The 21,733-nt window shown below is 42.3% G+C and carries 21 protein-coding genes and 1 tRNA gene; 13 read left to right on the top strand and 9 right to left on the bottom strand.

Annotation, left to right across the window (positions count from 1 at the left end):
• Positions 1-84 precede the first annotated feature (84 nt).
• Positions 85-462 carry a hypothetical protein gene (locus tag AKL11_RS23370; RefSeq protein WP_157673737.1) on the bottom strand — a complete coding sequence of 126 codons (378 nt, stop codon included), beginning with the start codon at positions 460-462 and terminating at the stop codon, positions 85-87.
• 765 nt (positions 463-1,227) lie between these two features.
• Between AKL11_RS23370 and AKL11_RS23375 the strand changes: the two genes are divergently transcribed.
• Positions 1,228-5,115, top strand: a complete 3,888-nt coding sequence (locus AKL11_RS23375) for a coiled-coil domain-containing protein (protein ID WP_157673738.1) — start codon at positions 1,228-1,230, stop codon at positions 5,113-5,115.
• A 901-nt stretch (positions 5,116-6,016) separates the two neighbouring features.
• Here the strand turns inward: AKL11_RS23375 and AKL11_RS25420 are convergent.
• Positions 6,017-6,081: transfer RNA gene (locus AKL11_RS25420), tRNA-Arg, on the bottom strand.
• Positions 6,082-6,261: 180 nt separating this feature from the next.
• Between AKL11_RS25420 and AKL11_RS23380 the strand changes: the two genes are divergently transcribed.
• Together AKL11_RS23380 and AKL11_RS23385 are read left to right on the top strand one after the other, a co-directional pair.
• Entirely contained in the window at positions 6,262-7,488 is a 1,227-nt protein-coding gene (locus AKL11_RS23380) for a site-specific integrase (protein WP_067522601.1), read from the top strand.
• Entirely contained in the window at positions 7,478-8,236 is a 759-nt protein-coding gene (locus AKL11_RS23385; protein ID WP_067522604.1) for a hypothetical protein, read from the top strand. Before AKL11_RS23380 ends, AKL11_RS23385 begins: the two co-directional genes overlap by 11 nt.
• Before the next feature lie 257 nt (positions 8,237-8,493).
• On the opposite strand, the gene AKL11_RS23390 is transcribed toward AKL11_RS23385, so the two are convergent.
• Genes AKL11_RS23390 through AKL11_RS23400 form a run of 3 tightly spaced genes read right to left on the bottom strand, consistent with a single transcriptional unit; the run spans position 8,494 to position 12,322 of the window.
• Entirely contained in the window at positions 8,494-9,273 is a 780-nt protein-coding gene (locus AKL11_RS23390; protein ID WP_067522607.1) for a dimethyl sulfoxide reductase anchor subunit family protein, read from the bottom strand.
• A 2-nt stretch (positions 9,274-9,275) separates the two neighbouring features.
• Positions 9,276-9,893 carry a DMSO/selenate family reductase complex B subunit gene (locus AKL11_RS23395; RefSeq protein WP_067522609.1) on the bottom strand — a complete coding sequence of 206 codons (618 nt, stop codon included), beginning with the start codon at positions 9,891-9,893 and terminating at the stop codon, positions 9,276-9,278.
• Positions 9,894-9,907: 14 nt separating this feature from the next.
• Positions 9,908-12,322, bottom strand: coding sequence for a DMSO/selenate family reductase complex A subunit (locus tag AKL11_RS23400; protein ID WP_067522611.1), 2,415 nt, complete (start codon positions 12,320-12,322; stop codon positions 9,908-9,910).
• Positions 12,323-12,770: 448 nt separating this feature from the next.
• On the opposite strand from AKL11_RS23400, the gene AKL11_RS26540 reads away from it, so the two are divergent.
• Positions 12,771-12,896, top strand: a complete 126-nt coding sequence (locus AKL11_RS26540; protein WP_301335676.1) for a hypothetical protein — start codon at positions 12,771-12,773, stop codon at positions 12,894-12,896.
• Between the two features lie 19 nt (positions 12,897-12,915).
• On the opposite strand, the gene tnpA is transcribed toward AKL11_RS26540, so the two are convergent.
• Entirely contained in the window at positions 12,916-13,368 is a 453-nt protein-coding gene (gene tnpA, locus AKL11_RS23405; protein WP_067514982.1) for an IS200/IS605 family transposase, read from the bottom strand.
• A 365-nt stretch (positions 13,369-13,733) separates the two neighbouring features.
• Here tnpA and AKL11_RS23410 point away from each other — a divergent pair, with 365 nt between their 5' ends.
• From AKL11_RS23410 to AKL11_RS23415, 3 genes are all read left to right on the top strand, one after another.
• Entirely contained in the window at positions 13,734-13,967 is a 234-nt protein-coding gene (locus tag AKL11_RS23410) for an IclR family transcriptional regulator domain-containing protein (RefSeq protein WP_067522614.1), read from the top strand.
• A 150-nt stretch (positions 13,968-14,117) separates the two neighbouring features.
• A complete protein-coding gene (locus tag AKL11_RS26750) occupies positions 14,118-14,345 on the top strand; it encodes an IS66 family transposase (protein WP_366556871.1) in 228 nt (75 codons plus the stop codon).
• A gap of 270 nt (positions 14,346-14,615) precedes the next feature.
• Positions 14,616-14,972, top strand: a complete 357-nt coding sequence (locus AKL11_RS23415) for a DNA-binding protein (protein ID WP_067522616.1) — start codon at positions 14,616-14,618, stop codon at positions 14,970-14,972.
• Positions 14,973-15,109: 137 nt separating this feature from the next.
• Here AKL11_RS23415 and AKL11_RS23420 read toward each other — a convergent pair whose 3' ends face one another.
• Positions 15,110-15,400 carry a DUF819 family protein gene (locus tag AKL11_RS23420; RefSeq protein ID WP_067522617.1) on the bottom strand — a complete coding sequence of 97 codons (291 nt, stop codon included), beginning with the start codon at positions 15,398-15,400 and terminating at the stop codon, positions 15,110-15,112.
• An 11-nt stretch (positions 15,401-15,411) separates the two neighbouring features.
• Positions 15,412-15,942, bottom strand: coding sequence for a DUF819 family protein (locus AKL11_RS23425; RefSeq protein ID WP_067522619.1), 531 nt, complete (start codon positions 15,940-15,942; stop codon positions 15,412-15,414).
• 562 nt (positions 15,943-16,504) lie between these two features.
• Between AKL11_RS23425 and AKL11_RS23430 the strand changes: the two genes are divergently transcribed.
• From AKL11_RS23430 to AKL11_RS23450, 5 genes are all read left to right on the top strand, one after another.
• Positions 16,505-16,753, top strand: a complete 249-nt coding sequence (locus tag AKL11_RS23430; RefSeq protein ID WP_067522621.1) for a type II toxin-antitoxin system Phd/YefM family antitoxin — start codon at positions 16,505-16,507, stop codon at positions 16,751-16,753.
• Positions 16,743-17,033: a type II toxin-antitoxin system RelE family toxin gene (locus AKL11_RS23435; RefSeq protein WP_067522624.1), complete on the top strand. Its 291-nt coding sequence runs from the start codon at positions 16,743-16,745 to the stop codon at positions 17,031-17,033. The genes AKL11_RS23430 and AKL11_RS23435 overlap by 11 nt, the downstream gene beginning before the upstream one ends.
• Positions 17,034-17,217: 184 nt before the next feature.
• Positions 17,218-18,255, top strand: coding sequence for an IS1595 family transposase (locus AKL11_RS23440; RefSeq protein ID WP_067516729.1), 1,038 nt, complete (start codon positions 17,218-17,220; stop codon positions 18,253-18,255).
• 702 nt (positions 18,256-18,957) lie between these two features.
• The gene (locus AKL11_RS23445) at positions 18,958-19,269 is read left to right on the top strand and encodes a plasmid mobilization protein (RefSeq protein WP_157673739.1); all 312 of its coding nucleotides are present in this window, start codon (positions 18,958-18,960) and stop codon (positions 19,267-19,269) included.
• Positions 19,266-19,799 carry a relaxase/mobilization nuclease domain-containing protein gene (locus AKL11_RS23450; protein WP_067522628.1) on the top strand — a complete coding sequence of 178 codons (534 nt, stop codon included), beginning with the start codon at positions 19,266-19,268 and terminating at the stop codon, positions 19,797-19,799. Before AKL11_RS23445 ends, AKL11_RS23450 begins: the two co-directional genes overlap by 4 nt.
• Here the strand turns inward: AKL11_RS23450 and AKL11_RS23455 are convergent.
• Complete coding sequence (locus AKL11_RS23455; protein ID WP_067522631.1) at positions 19,792-20,784, bottom strand: IS30 family transposase; 993 nt, start codon at positions 20,782-20,784, stop codon at positions 19,792-19,794. The genes AKL11_RS23450 and AKL11_RS23455 overlap by 8 nt on opposite strands.
• A gap of 356 nt (positions 20,785-21,140) precedes the next feature.
• Here AKL11_RS23455 and AKL11_RS23460 point away from each other — a divergent pair, with 356 nt between their 5' ends.
• Positions 21,141-21,338: a CPXCG motif-containing cysteine-rich protein gene (locus tag AKL11_RS23460; protein WP_067522680.1), complete on the top strand. Its 198-nt coding sequence runs from the start codon at positions 21,141-21,143 to the stop codon at positions 21,336-21,338.
• The last annotated feature ends 395 nt before the right edge of the window (positions 21,339-21,733 follow it).

Raw genomic sequence — 21,733 nt, forward strand, 5'->3', positions numbered from 1 at the left:
TTAACCAAAAACCAGTCGAGTTAGCCGACAGACTCCATACCAAGACGTCTCTTGACGAGGAGGAAGAGGTGCTCAGAAAACCGGTTAAGCCAAAACCAAAATAAAACCGATGGTTTCAAGTGAGTTTTGGTTTATCACACCCTTTTCTACAACTGATCTATTTCTATCGGGGATTTCATGGTTCGATTTTTTAGAACATACCGTGTCTCTTTTGAGAATCGTTTTCACTTCAGGCCGCTTTATGGGTGATGGTTCATACTTAGAGTGTTTCTTTAATATCCCCTTCGGATAGGTCTTAGAGGGCGTACAACCTTGTGACAAAGCATCAGTACGCTTTGTGTTGACTGATTCTAAAACTGGAAAATTACTCAACTCCATCCATGACGTACTATTGCGCGCCAAGTGCTCGTCATTTCTGCCGGCAGTATCAGAAGCCGACATGACCTTATCCTCCTTGCTCATCGATACACCCACATATAATTTGCGCATTAGAGAAGTCGGTGGTATAGAAGACGTGTTTTGGCATGATGATGTATAGTACGTTTTGGCAGAACACAACATTCCAGCAGCAGTAACATAGGTAGGGTTCGCGGTATTTGTCCGACTCGCTCCATAGGTCACAATCCCGCTAAGATAGCTAACCGCCGGCGCTCGCTTTAAACCACCAGATGAACTGGGAGAACGTTCACTTATATTTAGTATTTGCTTCAAATTTTGTTGTATAGCCCGACGAGGATCTATTTCAGAACACTGGTTTACCAGAGGGGGTTGGGTGTGAGGGCGCACTTGCCTTGAAGCAGGATAAAAAAACGAGAAATCTGACCTAGCATGAAACGACTGGGGAATGTGGCGACGTTGAACTCTCATTAAGTTAGGCACACTTACAGGGTGAGTAATATTTCCGCGGTAAGTTCCATGATCATTAGTATCGCCAGGGAGTCGCCGATTAATCGAACCTCTGTCATATTCATATCCCGACTGTTGAACACCATTGTAAGACTTTTTTTCGTTCTTATGGGAGTGAAAACTTCCAATCATAAATCTGTGCCTGTAATCGAGCATTCATCTATATATGAACTATGACATCAATATGGGAGAGCAGTTCCGAACATTCAAATCGAACGTATGAAAAGATATAAACGACAATGATTATCAGAGATCAGCACTAGCAAAAATAATACAGGGGAAAACTCAGGAACCATTTTCTGAACTATTGGTCAACAGTTCATGCAAACAGTAATGCCACAAGTAAAGGCCAATCGTTTAATAATGGAAGTAAACACGTCACAGCCCCTCGCATTTAAACCCAATGATAGTAATGAACTACGGCATCAGAACCGAGGCGGCCAAAAACCTTATAGACCGTTCAGAAGTTCACATTACCAGCAAGTAGAAACTCATAATCCACGTCGCTTACATACCCCTAGGCATGACGGCCGTTCACATTTTCCTCAACAGCATCAGACTCGCCATATACGAGGTGTAGTGCCTGATGATGCTCCAACAAGACACTATATTGGCGATGCATTACCCGACCTTTGGTTCAAGAGAGAAATAGATGACGCAAAGGCTCGCATTCAACATTACGAGTCGTTTGAACCGTGTCCGGTAAAACGATGTGTAAAAATGTGCGAGATCATTTCAAAACTTGACCAATACATCTGCCAAGATGGTCAGGAAGGTAACTTTGAACATTTCAATGATACATTAGCACACCAGTTCACCACCCTCTTTTCACAAGCATTAGAAAAATTATCCAGTCAAATCAACTTATGGAGCAATATCGAGAACCTAATAAAAATACTCAATCAATGCCATCTGATTCCAGAATCGGAATACACCGAGCAGCTGGACCACAATTTAAAAAAAATTTTTAACAGGTGTGTTAATGAAGAAGTTGATTACCTAAAGTTTCGAGTTCAGTTTCCTAAAGATGGAGATATCGATATAATATGCAAGCAATTACTTGATCTGATCGATAATTCATCTGCCTGTGCTCGATTCTCTTTAATCCCTAACAATGACAGAATTAAAACACTTAAGGAAACCAAAGACATTCAGCAAAACTACAACAGGGCAAAAAAAGAACAACCGAAAACCCTCAGCACTTTAGAAAAATTAATTAGTAAGGGAGACCTTGAAAAAGCTGACCAGCAAATAAACCCAAAAGCTGCTAACACCCACGCCTGTAGAATGCTCGGATTTCTTATTCATAAAAAGCTGGATAAACTACTAACACAACACCCTTTGGAAGGAGCTACCAAGTTATCACAGGATATTGAGTTTTTTAACAAACTTTTAGAAATCATTAAAAAGTACCCAAACATCACCGAACACCAACCGTTCCTGAAGAACAGTCTGAAATTATATATCTCCAGCGCTGCCTCTCGAATCATGCTTAATGAGAATTTCAAACCCACAAACGATAACACCACTTACAAATTAATTAAAAGTTCATTAAATAATAACAAATTTTTAAACCATGAAGCAGAAGATGTATGGAAAAATACGGATAGACCCACAACCAAAGAAAACCAAGACAATTTAAGCCTTAAATATCTAAGAAAAATATTAAATGATATTGCAAAACTAATATCTGGAGAGATAGACAATATCAGCGATAGTCAAATGACAAATTTAATAAGATTAACGAACACTCTGAATGAAAACAAATACAAGCTTCAAGACTCCGCTTTAGCAAAAAGCTTTAATTCTATTTTTTCCAGCGCATGCATTTTTATTTACGAGCATCATTTCAGAGAAGTATTTAATGCCATGTCTGAATGCCGAAATAAACACGGCAATAAAAACTACGAAGCACAAATCAATGATATGGCAAAATTTCAGGCGCATTTCATAAAGCGTCAACACCTGACATTTGCTCTTATCGATCATAAAACACGTTCCAACTGGCAACTTTGCGCATCAAAATCCTTTGGTAAAGCCATCTTAGCATTTTCTAAGAAAGAAGTTTATAAAGAAAAAGATATTCAAATACTATTACAGCTAAAACGAATTGCCCCTGATATGGAATGCTGTAAAACACGGCATAACGTACTGGTTGCTCTTCGCGAATTATTTTATGCCTGCAAAAACAAACCTAAATTCGTTGATGTTTCAGATCAGTCACTCATAGAATTAAAGGAGTGGCTGGATACTTTCAGTCCGAGCATTCCTGCCGACGCCCATAAAGAGCTTAAGAAATTGAGAGCTGCTGAAGAGCTTATTTCAAACTGGCAGCAACAACGTGCAAACTTGCAATTAGCACCCGCAAGGATGCCAAAAGTGAACACCGTTCATTCATCCACAGTTGACAGATCCCGTACTTCTTCCACTAACGCGACAGCAATTAGTTACCGGGATGCTTTAAGAATGCCTCAGCGCACACCCAAAACTGTTTCACTGGAAACACACCCTTCAGCTTCAGCACACGACATTAAAAGAACCGTTAGCCATAGTGAAACACTATGGCAGAAAGAAAATAACCCTCCTACTCCATCGAGCAAGAATGAACCAGTGAAGCCGCCCCTCTCTGATAAAGTGGAAAAAAACACAATATTGCCTGCAAAAACGATGATATCCAAATCTGTGACTTCCAGATCAGAACCAGGGAACCATCCATCATCAGCAGACATCAAAGGAAAACCCATAAAAAGTGAAAGAGTCGACAGACAAGATCAAAACAACGTCGCTGAAAACAAAGAACAAGCCACCCCAAAATCCCCTTTAAAAGTAGAGCACTCTCCGCAGAGCAGACAAGATAATGATGTTGCACTGACAAAAAAAATTGAGCTACTAAGAAGCAATTCACAGGACGATAATAAAAGCATTAATGCTCTTAAAGAACAAATACAGCCACTGGTTTTAAAAGATGCAGCACAACAACAAGAGCTCAAGCAGTTACAAGGAAGTTTCGCGTTTCAGAAAAATGTACTTCAAGAATCTCAGAAAAACACCGAGCAGTTAGCTGCATGGAATCAGAAGTATACTGAAGCACTGACGGCTGAAAAAAATAATAGCGAAGAGATCTCTGCCAAAAACTTACAATTACAAAATGAGAAGCTTGCCATTAGCACTAATGCGCAAAAAACAGAGTCTAAACTGAAACAGGCTATATCGACAAACATAGCTCTAAACTCAGCTCTAGTAAACAGCGAAAATCAACATGGATCTATGGTTGAAGGATTAAGGAAAAATGTTACTGAACTGACAACCCAACTGGAGCATTTAGCAGAAAGCAATAAAAATCTCATCAATAAAAACAGCAGAACTTTAGCCAATGAAAAACAGATCGGGTTAAAGTTACAAGAGCTTACCGATCAAAATGAAGAAGTAAAAAAAGAATTACACAGCACAAAAGCAGAACTAGGGAAGGAACACTTGAAAAAAGCCCTGTTTGTAGCGCAAGCTGAAACTGTACAACAATATCAAAAGGATTTCGTACGCTATAAAGATGACATTGCACGTCTCAACATTGATAAGGCTGAGTTAAGGCAGTCAGTGAGCGAACTGAAAAGAGAAAATGACCAGTACAAAAAAGATCTTGCAGAAATAAAAAGCAGTCGGGATAGCCTTTCTGAAAAACGGGAGACTATTCAAATCGCTGAATCAAAAAAGCTTGAAAACACACTAAAAACAAGAGACCAGCAGATCTTAGCATTGCAGCAACAAATAACTGCCATGGGTCAAGAGCGCATACTCGCACAACAAAGAGCTTTTACAGATGGCATTCTGTATGGAGGTATCACATCTGCAAACGAACTTGCTCTTAAGGTGGAAAATTTGATTACTCAGATAGAAAGCATACAAACGGATTCACCTCAAAAGGTAACGGAATCAATCAACCAATGTGCTGCCATCATTCATGGTATCACTGGTTCTCTCAACTGCTTTTGTGATAACGATCCTGAAACACACATACAATTGAATAATGCAGCGTTTACTTTGTATTCAGAAGAAGGTGTTTATGCTCTTAAAGATGTATTCAAAAAAATAATGGATAACCCCAAATTCTCTAATGACCAAAATGTGATATTTGGCATAACTAACTTACTCAACCGCCTGATAGCAACCGAAGAAAGAATGCGCAAAATTTACGAGCACCACAGTCTTTAACATTAGTCAGCCTTGACTGCACTTTAGTCGAGGGCGTAGAAGTAGATACCGTAAGTTAACTGACCTCTCTTCAGGCTGAGGTCAGTTAACTTACGGTCTCAGCACCATCTACAAACCTATGAGAAGATAAATCTAAAGGTGTACAGACATGATTCCCCATAGTAAGCACCTGCTAAAAAAACCAATGACGATACACCCAAAACGGAATAATAAACGACACATTCTATGTGTGATTGCAGTAAAATGACCTGTAATCAAAAGACAACCTTTTTACAGATCAATCCTAAAACAACAATAATATGAAGATGTACTATGAAACCCGATGTAGCAGTAAAACCTCGCAGATCACGCACACGTAATACCGTGGTGTCTCTCACAATAGCCTTTATCATCTTTCTAATGGTCAGTTTTCTCGGGGATCTGCGATTTGGCATTTAATACGACGAAAGACTTTTATTGCTTATCTTTCTATGCGTGCTGTCATTGTGTGGGATAACAAATGTTCAACCGGTTTTTACCCCTGAAAGTTAAAGATATACAGTATGATATATTTCGCACAACAAGATATATGATTGGATAATATGACTAATAATCCGAAACCTTAACTTTATAGACAACCTTTACCTCTAAGCCTTCGATAGTTCGAGGCACGTGAACAGTACCAATGGCTGCTGAGAATAGTGTATGCCGCTGTTGTAATGTACGTGTTCAGGAAAACTGCATCTATCATCGAAAGGTAACATCGAGCACATTAAATCATTAACATCAACGAAGTGATTTAACCAATCACGCATATGACCGTAAGAAATGACAGCTGCCAAGAAATCCGCACCGAGTTCGAATCAATAACAGATTGAGAGAGTTCTGAGCAGATTAAATAGGAGAATTGCAGCGGTTTAACTGGCGCTCCCAGGAGGATTCGAACCTCCGACCTTCCCCTTAGGAGGGGAAATTTTCCAATATTACGACATATCAGCACAGATCAGAATAAACGAAAAACATAAAATTATCTTTTATATTCATAGGGTTATAAAAGGCATTTCGATATTTGCCAATATATACCATTACGTGAGACCATAAAATAAAAATGAACAGAAACTGAACCGGAAGATTAAAACGACACTATAACAATAATAGGTTTCATAAATGATTAATAAGATAAAAATCACAGACTCCGCAATTAAAAAATCAACAGATGATAAAATCAGAGATTCTGAGATAAGAGGCTTTGTCCTAATTACCCGCAAAACCGGTAAGTTTTTTTACTTGGAATACCAATCACCTGTTGATGACAAGTATAAAAAACATCCACTCGGTAAATGGGGTGAAATTCCTGCTTCTATAGCAAGAGAGTCCGCTCTCATTGCCACTGGAAAAATAGCTAAAGGAGAGGACCCGCAACAAGAAAAGCGAGAGAAAAGGGACAAGGTTAAGAAACACGAAATGTCGACGCTTCGCAACTTTCTTAAGACAGGATATAGAGAAGTTACCCCCAAAAAAACTGCTGATAAAGCAATCAAAACCATAGAGCTTCATTTTGCGAATTTACTAGATAAGCCTATGCACAAGATTTTACCTGTAGAAATAAAAAAGTGGCAGAATCAGTATCCGGGCAAAGCATCTGGAGCCAACAGAATCCTGAACGATTTACAGGGCGCCCTTACGAAAGCTGTACTGTTCCAGTTGCTTGATGCGTCCCCGGTGAAGCAAGTCAAAAAGCTCAAAGAAGACAAAAGCCAAGAAATCAAATATTTAACTAAAGAAGAAGAGCACCTGTTATTGGCAGCGGTTGATTCCAGGCAGGAAGAACATAGAGCTAAAAGACTTCGTTATATTACGCACTGCAAACAACGCAAAAATCTTGATGTACTAGAGCCTCATGGCACATTTACTGATTACCTTAAACCGATCGTAATCACCGTGCTAAACACTGGCCTCAGGCCTGGCGAGCTATTCAATCTTAGGGTCTCAGCTATCAATAAAGAAGCTCGTCTACTCACCGTCGTTGGTGACGGCAGCAAAACCGGACAAACCCGGCAGATATTTCTGAACGATCTGGTATTTAATACACTAACAACCTGGATACAGGAAACTGGTCATACCGGCCTCGTATTCCCATCATCGAAAACTGGAGGGCGTTTAGATAATATTAGTACTGCATGGAATAGCTTACGTACTCACTCAGGACTACCTGAAATAATCTTGTATAACCTGCGACATACATTTGCAACTCGGCTGGTACATAACCGAGTCGACCTAGTAACTATCAAAGAGTTGATGGGCCACGAGTCACTGGACATAACTGCAAAATATTTACACACTAGCAATAACTTAAAAATAAATGCTGTAGCGAGCTTGATCGATGAAAAATAAGCACTCAAGTGAAGACTTTAAATACACGCCCACTGGGTCATTTGCTATAGGGGCTGATGAGGCCATGGAAGCTTATGGATTTGACCAGGATTTTTTATGGAAGAGAGTTACAGATGGATCTATACGCGCCTACTTCTATGTGCATCAAAAAATGGGCATCCGATACAAAGGAGCATCCCTCTGTAGCAAATTTTACGAGTTAAGCTGGCCTGATCTCTACATCCTTGGCACAAATTTTTGTCCTGAGATGAATGACAAAGATACCATTCATCTCGATTCGCTTGATGGCGAACTGGAAGAACCTTTACCTGTCGTCAGACACGCTATTCGCTTCGATGCTGACGACATTTTCATGTTAGCAAATCCTGACCGCGATGTGCTCGACATTGACTTGAAAAATGCTCAGCAGATAAGTTTGGATGAAATCATAGAATCTTTTGATTTTGACATTGACTCAAATCTCGAGGATGTAACTGAGGAGAAAAAACCTTCAGAAGCTACTACTAAAGAGTACGCATCTACTGCTTTGATGAAAATTGTTGCCATCCTTGCATACCGCTACGCCCAAAAAGACAACTCATGTCGTATTGGCAATCGCATCAACGCCAACCAAATAGAAGAGATGTTGAAAAATGAAGCCCAAAAACTCGGTATTGATTCTTTCGGTTTAGCATCCTGCAGGAAAAAAATTTCAGAATGTTTAAAAGAATTCAATATCCCTGCTATCGAACCAAACAAAGACGACTAATATAAAAACACAACTTCTTTATCGAATGATTCTGCTCTGGTTATGTGTTGTTGCATAACTGAAGTCTGGTAGCTTCGGGATCAGGCTGAATTTTGACTTCACTTGCAAAAGCACATACCAATCCTTGCATTACTTCCGTTCGGTTAAATTATTGCCTACCTGCTTCCCTAGTCCTTTCTAACTGGACAATCAGAATGTTTGACCAAATAACCACACTGAAGCTGCCTCTAAATGAGGCAGCTTTTCTCATACAGACATCACATTGTGATAGTCCAAAGGTTATAGAAAACAATCCTTCCAGCCAGCTCACCAGTTACCAGGAAGGCAGCACACAGTATCGGCATCGCCAAGTTGCTGACTGGCTTTCTCATCATGAATGCACTTAATGCAAAACCGGCAACCAGCATTAACGACTGAAATACCCATAGACCACTTTGTGCGGCAGATAGAGTAGGCTCAGTCTGAGCAAGAAAGGCCAGATAATCCGGCTTGGCAATCAGAGTCAGCATTCCACCCAGCAGAACCGTCAGCCCACCTAGCCTTGTTGCACCAAACACTAAAGCCAGCGCACCACCGCCGACGAGTGTCGTCAACAACATTTGCCAGGTACTGTGCTGCGTATTCCAAGTAGATACTGTTTCAAGTTGATAAACAAACGGCACTGACAGAATGAACAGCAAGCCTGCCACAGCGGATGCCCAGCCCAAAACAACAGACTGCTTTTCACTGAGTTTTCTGAAGGTAAGTCCCGCTGCGGTGAGCACGCCGAGCCCGGTAAACAGACCTGCAGCAACAATTTCATTGCTCATTGGTGACTGACCAACACCGGCAAGCATATTAATCATTCTGAACGGATTACCCACGTGAGTAGCACCAGCCAGCAAACCAATACACATAAGCGCCATTGAGACGCACAAACCATTTCTAAACTGCACCTCATTAATGTGCTTAAGCTGCTTACTGATCATCAGCAGGATCAGAGCGCCAGCGGCCGTTTGACCGAACACGGTAAAGAAAACTAACGGTAATTCGTGCATGGTCACACCTCAGCATCATTCTGAATAGCCCCTTCACGGTCGCCGCTTGGACGACCATCTGGGTGCGCTTTAATAATCAGGTTAGGGTGAGTAAGGTCCGATGATGGCAATGGCGCAATTTCATTGGTATCACCATACAAGCGACGAAGTTCGTTAATGTCTCCGAACTGCAATGCTCGCTGCGGGCAAGACTCTACGCACGCAGGCTCAAGTCCTTGACCGACCCGTTCGTAACAGCCATCACACTTAGCCATCACTTTTTTGGTTGCATCATACTGTGGCGCACCATAAGGGCAGCGCATCTCACAATAACGACAGCCCACACACTTATCCTGATCAACCACCACCAGGCCATCCTGTTCACGCTTGTGCATCGCGCCCGTTGGGCAGCCACTGACACAGGTGGGCTGATCACAATGGTTACAGGCAATGGAGAGATAGTAGTCAAAGGTATTGTGAACCCATTGACCGTTGTTATTTACCCAAGAGCCACCACCGTACTCATAAACACGGCGAAGTTTTGGTCCAAGTCCAAGGTCTTTCTCATCCTTGCAGCTGATCATGCAGGTTTTGCAGCCAGTGCACTTCGAGGAGTCAACGTAAAATCCGTACTGTTTCATGTTCAGTCAATTCCCTATGCGCGCTTGATATCAACCAAGTTGGTATGTTGTGGATTACCCTTTGCCAATGGCGATGGGCGCATAGTCGTCAACGTATTGATGCAACCCCCGACATCAATCCCCTGGCGATTAGTTTGATGCCAGGCACCTTGTGGTACTGCGATAACCCCCGGCATGATTCGCGACGTTATTTTCACTCGCATATGCAGACGACCACGATCGTTAAAAATTTCCGCCTTATCACCTTGTTTCAGATTTCTGGCATCTGCATCAACGGGGTTAATCCACACTTCATCCGGTACAATTTCCCGGAGCTGCGCTATGGAATGGTAGGTCGAGTGCGTTCTGCCTTTGGTATGGAATCCGGTCATTTGCAGCGGGTAGTCTTGCAAGCGCTCCTTATCCCCAATGCTTTCAAACGCTTCATGATACTCAGGAATCGCAGTGATTTTATCGCCTTCATTAAGCTCCCACTCAGCCCCCAGCTTGGCTAGCTGCTCGGAGTAGATTTCAATTTTCCCCGAAGGGGTTTTTAACGGGTAGGCTTCAGGGTCGTGTCTGAAATCTTTCAGTGCAATATGCTGATCTGGATCGGCCAGCTTGCGATCCACAACGCCAATTCCATTAAGCTCTTCGTAAGATGGTAGTGATGGATTTTTCGCCCGCATTTGTTGATAGCCATGAGCAATCCACTGCTCATAGGTACGACCTTCGGTAAAGGCTTCCTTAACCCCCATTTTCTCAGCAATGTCTGTCAATACCTCGTAGGTTGGGCGGTTATCCCATAACGGTTTAATGGCATTGTCCAGGTGGAGGCAATAGTGATAAGCACCGGATGCATAGGAGTTATTGACCAGATCCCGGGTTTCAACCTGCGTGACATCCGGCAGCACAATATCCGCATAACGGGCTGATGCGGTCATCTGGTTATCCCACACCATAATGAATTCACACAGCGATTCATCCTTTAAGATTTCCGCCGTCTTGTTCAGGTCAGAATGCTGATTCATCGTGACGTTACTTGCGTAGTGCCACAGAAACTTAACATTCGTTTCTAGTCGTTCTTTCCCTTTTACATAAGCATTCGTTGCTGTCATCTCTGTGCCACGGGTAATGGCGTCCGTCCACAGGAAGCAAGGAATCGATGTTTTCACCGGGTTGGGAATGGCAAATCCCGGCACAGGATACGCTATATTTTTACCCCAGTTACCGGTATTGGTACCCGGCTTACCAAACTGACCGGTTAACACTGGGAGTAGCATGATTGATTGGGCTGCTTGTTCTCCATGGGAGGTTCGCTGAAGCCCCCAACCCTGAGCAATCCAAGCTGCTTTGGCAGTGATCAGCTCACGAGCCAACTGGCGGATTCGACTGGCAGGAATATTGGTAATCTTACTGGCCCACTCCGGAGTTTTCTCAATACCGTCAGGCCCTTTACCCAAAACGTACTGCTTGTACGAACTGTTTTCAGGCGCAGAAGCAGGCAGTGTGCTCTCATCCCAACCCACGGCATATTGGTTAATAAATGCGTCGTCAGCCAGAGATTCTTTGACGAGGGTATTAGCAATCGCAGCAACCAGTGCGCTGTCCGTGCCGGGTCTGATGGGCAACCATTCGGCATTGAAACCAATGGTGCTATCGGTTTTCCTTGGGTCAATGATGATGACTTTTGCCTGACTCAAGGACAGAGCTTCATAGATTTCTGCAATCTGGCCACCACCGGACATCCGTGTTTCAGCCAGATTCTGACCAAACATCACCACAAGGTCTGAATCTTTGATACTGCTGATTAAAGTCCCCTGACCACTGCCATAAACAAAAGGCTCTACACGCCCAATTTGCGCAGTTGAATACGAGTTATGCTGTTCGAGGAATCCACCACAGGTGTTCAACAAGCGTTTACAGGCATTCCGACCTTGAAAGTTTGCGCCCGTCGAGCCTGAGCCATATTGGTAATAAATCGCTTCATTACCGTAGGTATCAATAACCCGGCGTAGCTCTTTGGCAATAATAGTGGTGGCTTCATCCCAGGAAATCCTTTCGAACTTGCCTTCACCCCGCTTGCCAACCCGCTTCATCGGATATTTGATTCGATCAGGGTTATAAGTTCTCCACCGGACCGAGCGCCCACGCAGACAGGGCTTGATTTTGTGCTTGCCAAACACCTTGTCATCAATGCCATCTTCGGTGGAAATTTTGGTGATCACACCATCCGTCACATGCACTTTCAGCGGACAGCGGCTACCGCAGTTAACCAGACAGGCAGAGTAATGGATGGACTCCTTACTTTGACTTTGATCTGATTGAGAGGCTTGCACCAGAGGAATGGACATACTGCTCACTGCAGCAGCGCTGCCCACAGCGACAGACGCTTTGAGAAAATCACGGCGATGAAGCCCAGAGATTTTCTCCGAGTTACTCAGTGTCATAAGAAGAACTCAAAAATGACGACAAAAAAAGGGCTTTATGGAAAAAGCCCTCAAAAAAAGAAGCTTGCTGGAAGCTGGTTTATAGTGTCAGAAAGGTTTTTTTTCTTTGATTTTAATCAAGAGTTGTTGATCGCATATTTTTTCAAATGTTGACAGAATTTCTCATGGTTGTTCTTGTGAAAATGATAAAGCTTAGTTTCGACATTATTAAATGGAGTTCAGAACCACTGATTTTCAGTGTTCGATAAATACATGTTAAAGGCCGAGTTGTACGCTAGCTAACAATATTGTCGATGCTTTTCTACGTAATATTACTAATAAGTTGCATCTAAAAAATCCCACATTATGGGATGATCATTCCGCGATGTGAAACATTGATCGTAATCAATTTTTATCACATTAGCACAGGATATAGTCGCCTCATATTTTGAGGAGCATTGCGAAAACCATGAAAGGTAACCAGTCACTCCAAAAGGCACTGGATGTTATCGATGCTGTTGATCATGGATGTCGCCACCTGAAAGATATCTGTGATCAGTTAACTGACCTCCGGCAGAGCCGGAGGCTTATTTGATGACGCCCTCAAAGGGCTTTTATTGCGCCCATGGGCGCGAGTCCCAACCCAGCTTCAACTGGTCATGTGACTCATCATTTTTCTCTTGATCTCGGATGTAAGCTTTGACCATTTCTTCATCAAGGCCTACTGTGCTCACAAAATACCCTCTTGCCCAGAAGTGCTCACCGTTAAAGTTTCTCTGCCTCCCTTTAAAGTGCCGAGCTATCGATATTGCACATTTTCCTTTCAAATAACCCACAACGTTCGATACGGAGTATTTCGGTGGAATACTGATGCAGATATGCACATGATCTCGCATCAGATGACCTTCAACAATTTCACAGCCTTTKCGCTTCGCAAGATCGTGGAAGATTGATCCAAGAAATYTTCTCAAGCTTCCATAGATCACTTTCTGCCGCTTCTTCGGAATAAAAACAATATGATATTTACAATCCCAGCGAGTATGACTCAGACTCTTATAGTCTGGCATAGGTTTAACCTCTTGGTTCTTGGTGGAACCTTCGAGATTAGTTACCGAAGCCTCGGTAAAACCTATGTGAGTCTCCCCGGCATAGCCGGGGGTTTACCTAATGATTAATTACAGATGCCGAAATCAACGGTACACAGAATCGTTCAAGGTTTATTGGATGCACGTTACCTGCGTGAAGTGAAAGGTATAGGTCTAGTGCAGCCAAGTGTTGTAAGACATACATCCCCGTTCATCCTGAGCGGAGTCGAAGGATCAAAGCACCACACTTCGACTCCGCTCAGTGCGAACGGTATGGGTATTAACGCTTCCTTGCACTAGTGCTCGGTACGAAGTTAATCCAGCCGGGGAGCCGAGCACACCAAGAAATGCCTCTGAAAGAAATTGCCAGACCTGTTTTACAGGAGCTGGCAATAGAGACTCAGGATACAGTTCACCTGGGCATACAGGATGAAGACCACGTTTTTTACCTGGATAAGATTCCTGGGCAGCGCTCCATTGAAATGCGCTCGCGGGTTGGAGATCGATTACCAATGGCTGTCACAGGAATTGGTAAAGCGCTGATGGTGGATACGTCCCTGAAATACACGGCGTTAAACTGATGCACTGGCAATACTGGTCTGAGCATCCACCTTGAATCGGCATGGAAGCCTTACATGAACCGCTGACCCGGTAAGCTTGAAGGTACTCATGCAAAGCATGATCAATGAGAATTCATCATTGGAAAATAAAACCACCTTCTGGAAAAGCGCCTGCTCGTCCTCCAACAACCACGACAATGGCTAGATAAATATTTACCATGGGCACCACCAGAAAACCTGTTGGGCAAGGCACTGAATTACTTGCACACCCATTGGCAGAAGCTCGTTTGTGATTGCGGCCTGCGAATGGATAACAACCTGGCCGAGAATTCCATCCGCCCATTCATTGTCGTCCGGAAGACGTGGTTGTTCAGCAACAAAGTCTATTCAGAGAACTAAAGCACCAATACTTACAGCCTTGTAGACACAGTAAAAGCCTGTGGTCTGGAACCTTGTGGGTATCTGAAAACAGTATTTACCTACCTCGAGCTGAGTTGGTTGAAGATATAGAAAAACTGCTTCACTAGTATCAAAGGCGTACCTGAAAGCTAGTATGTAATAACTAAATCTTAAGTAGATCAAAATTTAAACAGAATCTCGATACTCTTCGAGACCTACATCACACATACAAAAAATTCAAGTTTTTTTTGCATCCATCCCCCGAAATAAATGGAATTCAAAAAAAATGGAAAAATTCCACAAAGCAGAAAAGGAATCTTGCATATTTACTACCATCAATCACCAAAAGGGATGAAGGTGGAACCAATGAAGGAAGAGAGTAAAACAAGCCAAATAAACCTCAGCACAACCGAAGCCTCGCATTATTTGCGCATTGCAAAAAGCGAACTGGCGGCTGCACGTTGCAGTGGCAGCCTCCGCGGTCTAGTCCCTCCCCGCTTTATACGAGTAGGAAGTGCCGTGCTTTACCCTATAACCGAACTGGATAAATGGAATCAATCCCAACCGCTATTCACCACTAATGCAGAGGCTGAGAGCACCTTGAAAGGGCCAAGGGTGTCTCCATAAAAAATGCAACCGGGGAGATATCCCCGGTTAAACATTTCAGAAGATATGAATGCACGCTATCAAATTATCATCAACGTCAGGCTTGCTATTGAGAATTGTAATATTACATATCAAAAGCCCCTCCCTCTGTAATAACCTCAAGTAAATATCTGTAAAATTTCACTCACTGTTAACCCAACAAATGAACCAAGCATAGAACCAATCAACGCTATAATTACCTCATTGGGCATCAGGTTCTTATCATAAGCTGCAGCAACAACTGCTGCAGATGGTGCACTACCAATATTGGCGATGGAAGCGATCCCACAAAGGTGCAAATTCATGAGTAACATACGAGCAAGTAACAATAAAAGGGTACCGTGAGTAGTCAGGATAATAATGCCTGATAGCAGATACATCTGAGCTTTGTTAATAGCGCTCAGATTCACTTCAGCACCAATCAGGGCAACAATGATGTTCCTAACATTAACATCAGAGACTGCATATCGGTTTTTCCAGTTTGCCCAAGCCCGGACACCTTTTCCATCACCTCATCAATACCGCTGTCTTCTGCTCGGAGAAAACCATGAAGCTTCGCTTTAAAGGGTTTCAGTGCAATAATAATAATTAACCAGAACGAATAACACAGTGCTCCCATCAGCAAGGTATACGCCATAGCAGAATCTGCGATATCAAGAGCCTGCTTCACCGCAACAAAATTCTGCGTACCACCGGTCCAGCCAGCAGACATAACGCCAAATGTCAGAGGCGTTTCACTGCCCAGAAAAGAGTTCATCAACAGATAAGTCACCACAAAGCCAATCATCATGGTGAAAGTTGAGTCGAGCATAAGAAGGATTAATCGCGCACCCAGCTTGCGGATAATATTCAAATCAAAACGAAGAGACATCAGAAATAACATGGCAGGAATAAAATTAAACTGACCACCAAACGTGCTGAGACACCACCAACAGTTTTCACGAAAGTACATATGCACCTTAACCTCTACGGAGAAGACCTATCCGTAAAAATAGTGGAACGCGCTCTGCAGCTAACTTTTGAAAACATTGTTCAGTATCCATCATGATGATTCGTTCTGACACCGAAGTAACCTGGGGTTATACCATTCACGATGCATAACAAGGTACGCTGCATCCGATATGAGGTATAGTGCATCAGCCACAGCTTCACCTTTGATGCAGCATCAGAGTTTTTTCAATCCTAAAATGATATGTTCTACCGCCAAATTAAGCGGTGCCGCCGCAAGCGGCGTCCGATGGAGGACGAAGCCCGGAACGATCTTGAATTTATTGTTAAATCAAACCGGGCTTGTGCAACAACCGGATAAGATTGCGGCTCGGTGCAATCTATCCTTATTCGTTATGTTGTGTTGTTGAGACTTACATCGCCGATTCATCTAACATGTTGATTTTAATGTTAAATTTCAATCGGGCTTGAAATTATATACGGTCTCACATTAATGTGGAAATCTTTCACTTTACGAGACCTTTTAATAGGCCTATTATATGGTCATATAGAAAAGGAGAAGACCTATGGCTTCTAACATTTTGACAGATATTGCTGCAAGCATCTCTGAACTTAAAGCCAATCCTATGAAAGTTGTAGCTAGCGGCGAAGGCTTACCGATCGCTGTGCTGAACAGGAATGAGCCTGCATTTTATTGCGTTCCCGCTAGAGCTTATGAAGCAATGATGGAACTGATTGAAGATATGGAACTTTTAGATCTCGTCAAAGAAAGAGCTGACGAAGAATCAGTAAAGGTTTCACTTGATGATTTATGAGCTTGAGTTCAAAAAGTCAGCCTTGAAAGAATGGAAAAAACTCAACCCAGCAGTGAAAGAGCAGTTTAAAAAAGCTCTTGAACGTAGACTATCCAACCCTCATGTTCCTACTGCAAAAGTTTCTGGTGCTCCAAACCTCTATAAAATAAAATTAAGGCAGCTCGGATATAGACTTGTATATTCTGTTTCAGACAAGACCATCACTATTTCCGTTATTGCTATCGGTAAGCGAAATAGAAATGAAGTCTATCAAGTTGCATTATCCCGGTTATTGAATTAGCAACATAACTATTATTATCCCCTGCTACCTGCGGACTGTTTCCACCTAACACTCAGATACTGAGTATTTACAATTTCAGCTATTCTAACTGAACTCAACCTTTATAAGAGCAACCCTCGGCTAAGTTACCGTTAATGGTTGAATCAGCTAAACTCCTATAAAATCAACGTGGTAGGGGAGTGATATGCAATCTGAACTCTTCCAGAATTTTATTGATTCCATTTCATCATTAAACAGTGAGCAGCGAGACATTCTTAACACCTCGCTCATTAGTGCCCAAATAGAAATTACTGAGGCAGTAGAAACCACTGATTCAGAAACACTTTGCAGTAAATCTTTATCCAACAATAATACAACACCTGACGTAGAAAAAAGCATACTGTCCAAGTTTGCAGAAAACCCCAAATGTCCCAGATGCAAAAGCCATAGCGTTGGTCGCTGGGGTATACGGAATGGCCGACAGCGCTACCACTGCAAGACTTGTGACTCCACATTTAATGCTTTTAGCGGAACACCTTTGGCAAGGCTCAGGCACCCTGAAAAATGGAGCAAGTACCTTACAGGCATGACTTACTCTATGGTCTTGCGACCCGCTGCTGCTGAGAATGGCATTGACTTGAAGACCGCGTTCCGCTGGCGTCATCGCTTTCTTGAGGTGATCAATAATGACCAGGCAGAAGAGCTTTGTGGCATTACGGAGCTCGATGAAACATTCTTCCGTGAATCCTTCAAAGGGCAGAGAGAAGGCCTACCAAGACCAGCTAGAAAGCGTGGTAATGATCCCCACAAAGCCCGAAAAGTACCGGTGATGGTGGCTCGGGACCGCAATCGAAATACTGTCGACGGTGTTCTGGAAAACGAAAGTGCTAATGAATTATGCAGGCATTTAAATGGCCGTATATCGATACAGGCCACGGTTTGTGCGGATGCCCACCTTGCACATGAAAAACTTGCAGACAAGCTTGGATTTGACTTTAAGGAGCTGGTGACATCTGCAGGTCAACATGTTGTTGAAGGTATCTATCACATCCAGACTGTAAACTCTTATCACAGACATCTAAAACGCTGGATTGGCGGCATATTCCAAGGGGTTGCTACTCGTTACCTACCCCATTATCTGGCCTGGAGACGGGAACTTACAGCGGCAAATAAGTTAACTGCTGGCCGATTGGTTAGCAAAATTGCTGAACATTGGTGCTTCCAACCATTAACGGTAACTTAGCCGCAACCCTCCATTTGAAAGAAAGCGGTTGGAGTTTCTGATCGTGAACATCCTGATAGTTCTCTGTTGAGAGCATCAGGTCTATACGAGGAGTCTACTGAAAAAATGAAAGGTATAACATACATGCAAGATTCAGGCTTATCTGATGTAGTGGGAGATTCAAACGAATTCAACCAAAATATCACTCAAATCAAGCAACGGATTACAATTATTAAGATTATCAGAAGCCCTACTGAACAGTTCAGTGTCTCAACACTGCTCCTGCCAAATAATTATTTCGTACTCAAAATCCAATAAGATTATTGATCGATTACTGCTAAAAAACCGTTCCTAGAATACATCATTATTAGCCTAAGAATACAGTTCAGCATTCCCCTAACTGACCGCAATAATAGAATCTCAAAAATCAAAAAACACCCCTTCCTTCATCAATACTCATGAACAACAACTTAATATTAAAAAATCATGTTCAATCATGATACATATTAAATTAAAAAAATATCAGATCATCAGAAATCAAAAACCTTGAGATGCAAGCAAGGGCAAAGTAATGACATGTGTCATGTCATTACTTTGCAATGGACACAGCTATTCAGCTGTGTGGTTGCGCTGTCGTTTCACTCCAGCGCAAAAAAAAATAAATACTTTCGTTTTCCCATTAATTTAAATGATATGATGGATACAACATTCAGAGAACGAACCATGAAAGAAATAAAACAAACACAGCTCCAAATCCGAATAACCACTTATGAAAAGTCAAAATTAAAAACAATAGCTGACAACTCTAATCTTTCAATGTCTGATTACATTAGATCTCTCATAAACAAGAAAAGAATCATTGAGACTCCTTCAGAGTTTGAACGGCAACGCATTTATTACCTATCAAAATTCACTAACGTATTAAATGAATTTATTGTTTTAGCACGATCTGACACTCTACCAGAATCAAAAGATCTCAAGCTATTCTTGCAAGGACTGCAAACATTTATTGAATTTCAGGAGAAACAAAAATGATCGCCGACGCAAAATTAAACGGAAGCATTTCTACCGGCATTGCTGTAGCAAGGTATATGATTGACCCAAATGCGAAACAAACTAATGAACAAACGAACAAACTAAAAGGCTCCGGAACTGAGCGAATATTATTGATTCAAACGGAAGCAAGCCCGGCTATATTAATGAACACACCACCCGAAATTGCCGCAAAAAAATTCATGAACACTGTGGTTAACTGGAATAACAATCATCGTCCTGGGCGCCCAAAACCAAAATCTCACTGGGAGCATCGAGTGATATCGTTTCACCCTGATGACAAACAAAAGCTTAATGCACAGGCCGCTTTCACTATTGCCAGACAAGCATTAAGGATGGTTGCATCAGGAAACCGACCCGCTCTTTTTACTGTGCATGGTGACACCGATCACCTTCATGTTCACATGTTATACGCTACAGTGAATGAAACTGGTAAAATCCATAACCCTCATGCCGACTTTCGTATTTGGGAGTCAGCAATGGAAACATTAGAAATACTTGAATTCAAGTAATAAATACATAACCCATAACTTTTCTTACATCAATCCCAGTTAACTCTTTGAAAGCCTCATAAGGTGTTTTGTAGTCAAGGCATTTTCTAGGTCTATTATTCAGCTTATCAACCGCTATGATGACTTCTTTTTCTGTAACGTTATTAAGCTCCATCGACTTGGGGAAATACTGCCTGAGTAGCCCATTAGCATTCTCATTCTGACCTCTTTCCCAAGAGTGATACGGAGCAGCAAAGTAACTGTCACACTTCAACGCTTTGGCAACCTCTTCATGCTGAACAAATTCTTTTCCATTGTCGTACGTTATGGTTTTTACAAACTTTTTCAAAGGCTTAAGCACACCGATCATCGCCTGTTTAACCGCTTTTGCTTTCTTTCCAGGCAAGGGAACAGCAAGACGAAGCTTGGTCTTTCGCTCATCCAATGTAGCGATTGCCCCTTTATGGTTTTTGCCAATTATGGTGTCAGCCTCCCAGTCGCCAACACGCTCTCTGTTGTTGACCACTGCCGGACGTTCCTCAATTCCAACCCGATTGGGTATACCGGTTCGGTTATGGGCTGAACCATACCTTTTCCTGTAGGTCTTTTTCTGGTGTCGTAAGTGCTTATAGAGGGTGCCTCCTTTACGTTTATCATCCGCTATATACTGATAAATCGTTTCGTGGTGTAGCTCAATTCCCCCTTCTTTTTTAAGTCTTCCAGCCACTTGCTCTGGACTCAAGTCTGCACGGATATCATTAGCTATGCGTCGTTTAATATCATCCGTTAGCTTAACAGCCTTGGTTTTTTCCTGATGACGCTGTTGAGCCATACGGTGGGCCTGCTGGTGTCTGTAACCGCGTAACCCCTTGTTGCGCCCTAATTCCCGTGACAGGGAACTCTGATCGCGCCCAAGTTTTTGTGCAATTTTGTTTTGAGAAGTCCCATTTTTCAGTTCAATTTCGATATAATGTCTCTCTTCAGAGCTCAGGTGCTTAAAGGCCATCCGTGGCATCCTCTGTAGTGTTTAGTAGYTTTACAGAGTACACCTGAGTTCTGATTGAATTCAAAGGTGGCTCTGTAGCAACCCTGTGGTTACAGAGGTTATGCATTTATGATACGAATTCAGGTGTTACAATTATTTCTACCTCTGATTATTAACAATACTGACATAGAGCCTTCAGGTATGAAAATCGATCACAACAATATGATTGAGAGTTGTGTAGATTCTCATTAAGCTTTCTCTGTTTGGTGTAGTGTTACCAGCGTATTCATTTTAATATGCTGATGATAAGGCTGAGTAAGTATGAGCACCCAGAAACTGTCGTTACATATACAAATAGCACTATAGGCATGCACTGTATGGGAACGTTAGAAGAAACAGCTATTTATTGCCCATATTGCGGAGAACCCATTTCCGTACTCATCAATGAAGAAGATGTAGGGCAAGAGTATATCGAAGACTGTCAGGTCTGCTGCAAGCCAATCACCTTTATCGTCTCGACGGACATAAACGGCGACCTATCAGTTTCGGTCAGGGAAGAGAATGAAACATTCTGATACAGGAAAAGAACGTCAACTCTCATCGGAACTGGACGCAAATAGAACCCTGCGTCGTTTTAATATCGCTGTTATTTCGATATTAAAAAGATTCAAGCATTAACTGATTTTTTTTGCTTATTTAGCCTATATCCATAACAGCTGTTGACTGTTTGGTTATACTGCTAAACCAAAACTCATTTGAAACATACGGTTCTAAATGAGCAGATAAATTGATCCAAAGCATGAAACGAAAAACGATTCAAGACGTATAATTACAGATCATTTTTTGCCATAACTATTCGATTCATGCTTAAAGTCCTACACGATAAATGGAATCAATCCCCAGAATGCCTCTATCAATCTGGATTATCAGAACCTCACCATAGGACGCGCGAACGCTTTATGGCCCTTTA

It is taken from the genome of Endozoicomonas ascidiicola (assembly GCF_001646945.1).
GTDB lineage: Bacteria > Pseudomonadota > Gammaproteobacteria > Pseudomonadales > Endozoicomonadaceae > Endozoicomonas > Endozoicomonas ascidiicola.

Bases quoted from the DNA above. Each gene is read 5' to 3' on its own strand.
- AKL11_RS23370 (WP_157673737.1), bottom strand. From the start codon at position 462: ATGAGCAAGGAGGATAAGGTCATGTCGGCTTCTGATACTGCCGGCAGA.
- AKL11_RS23375 (WP_157673738.1), top strand. From the start codon at position 1,228: ATGCAAACAGTAATGCCACAAGTAAAGGCCAATCGTTTAATAATGGAA.
- AKL11_RS23380 (WP_067522601.1), top strand. From the start codon at position 6,262: ATGATTAATAAGATAAAAATCACAGACTCCGCAATTAAAAAATCAACA.
- AKL11_RS23385 (WP_067522604.1), top strand. From the start codon at position 7,478: ATGAAAAATAAGCACTCAAGTGAAGACTTTAAATACACGCCCACTGGG.
- AKL11_RS23390 (WP_067522607.1), bottom strand. From the start codon at position 9,273: ATGCACGAATTACCGTTAGTTTTCTTTACCGTGTTCGGTCAAACGGCC.
- AKL11_RS23395 (WP_067522609.1), bottom strand. From the start codon at position 9,893: ATGAAACAGTACGGATTTTACGTTGACTCCTCGAAGTGCACTGGCTGC.
- AKL11_RS23400 (WP_067522611.1), bottom strand. From the start codon at position 12,322: ATGACACTGAGTAACTCGGAGAAAATCTCTGGGCTTCATCGCCGTGAT.
- AKL11_RS26540 (WP_301335676.1), top strand. From the start codon at position 12,771: ATGAAAGGTAACCAGTCACTCCAAAAGGCACTGGATGTTATCGATGCT.
- AKL11_RS23410 (WP_067522614.1), top strand. From the start codon at position 13,734: ATGCCTCTGAAAGAAATTGCCAGACCTGTTTTACAGGAGCTGGCAATA.
- AKL11_RS23415 (WP_067522616.1), top strand. From the start codon at position 14,616: ATGGAATTCAAAAAAAATGGAAAAATTCCACAAAGCAGAAAAGGAATC.
- AKL11_RS23425 (WP_067522619.1), bottom strand. From the start codon at position 15,942: ATGTACTTTCGTGAAAACTGTTGGTGGTGTCTCAGCACGTTTGGTGGT.
- AKL11_RS23430 (WP_067522621.1), top strand. From the start codon at position 16,505: ATGGCTTCTAACATTTTGACAGATATTGCTGCAAGCATCTCTGAACTT.
- AKL11_RS23435 (WP_067522624.1), top strand. From the start codon at position 16,743: ATGATTTATGAGCTTGAGTTCAAAAAGTCAGCCTTGAAAGAATGGAAA.
- AKL11_RS23440 (WP_067516729.1), top strand. From the start codon at position 17,218: ATGCAATCTGAACTCTTCCAGAATTTTATTGATTCCATTTCATCATTA.
- AKL11_RS23445 (WP_157673739.1), top strand. From the start codon at position 18,958: ATGAAAGAAATAAAACAAACACAGCTCCAAATCCGAATAACCACTTAT.
- AKL11_RS23450 (WP_067522628.1), top strand. From the start codon at position 19,266: ATGATCGCCGACGCAAAATTAAACGGAAGCATTTCTACCGGCATTGCT.
- AKL11_RS23455 (WP_067522631.1), bottom strand. From the start codon at position 20,784: ATGGCCTTTAAGCACCTGAGCTCTGAAGAGAGACATTATATCGAAATT.
- AKL11_RS23460 (WP_067522680.1), top strand. From the start codon at position 21,141: ATGGGAACGTTAGAAGAAACAGCTATTTATTGCCCATATTGCGGAGAA.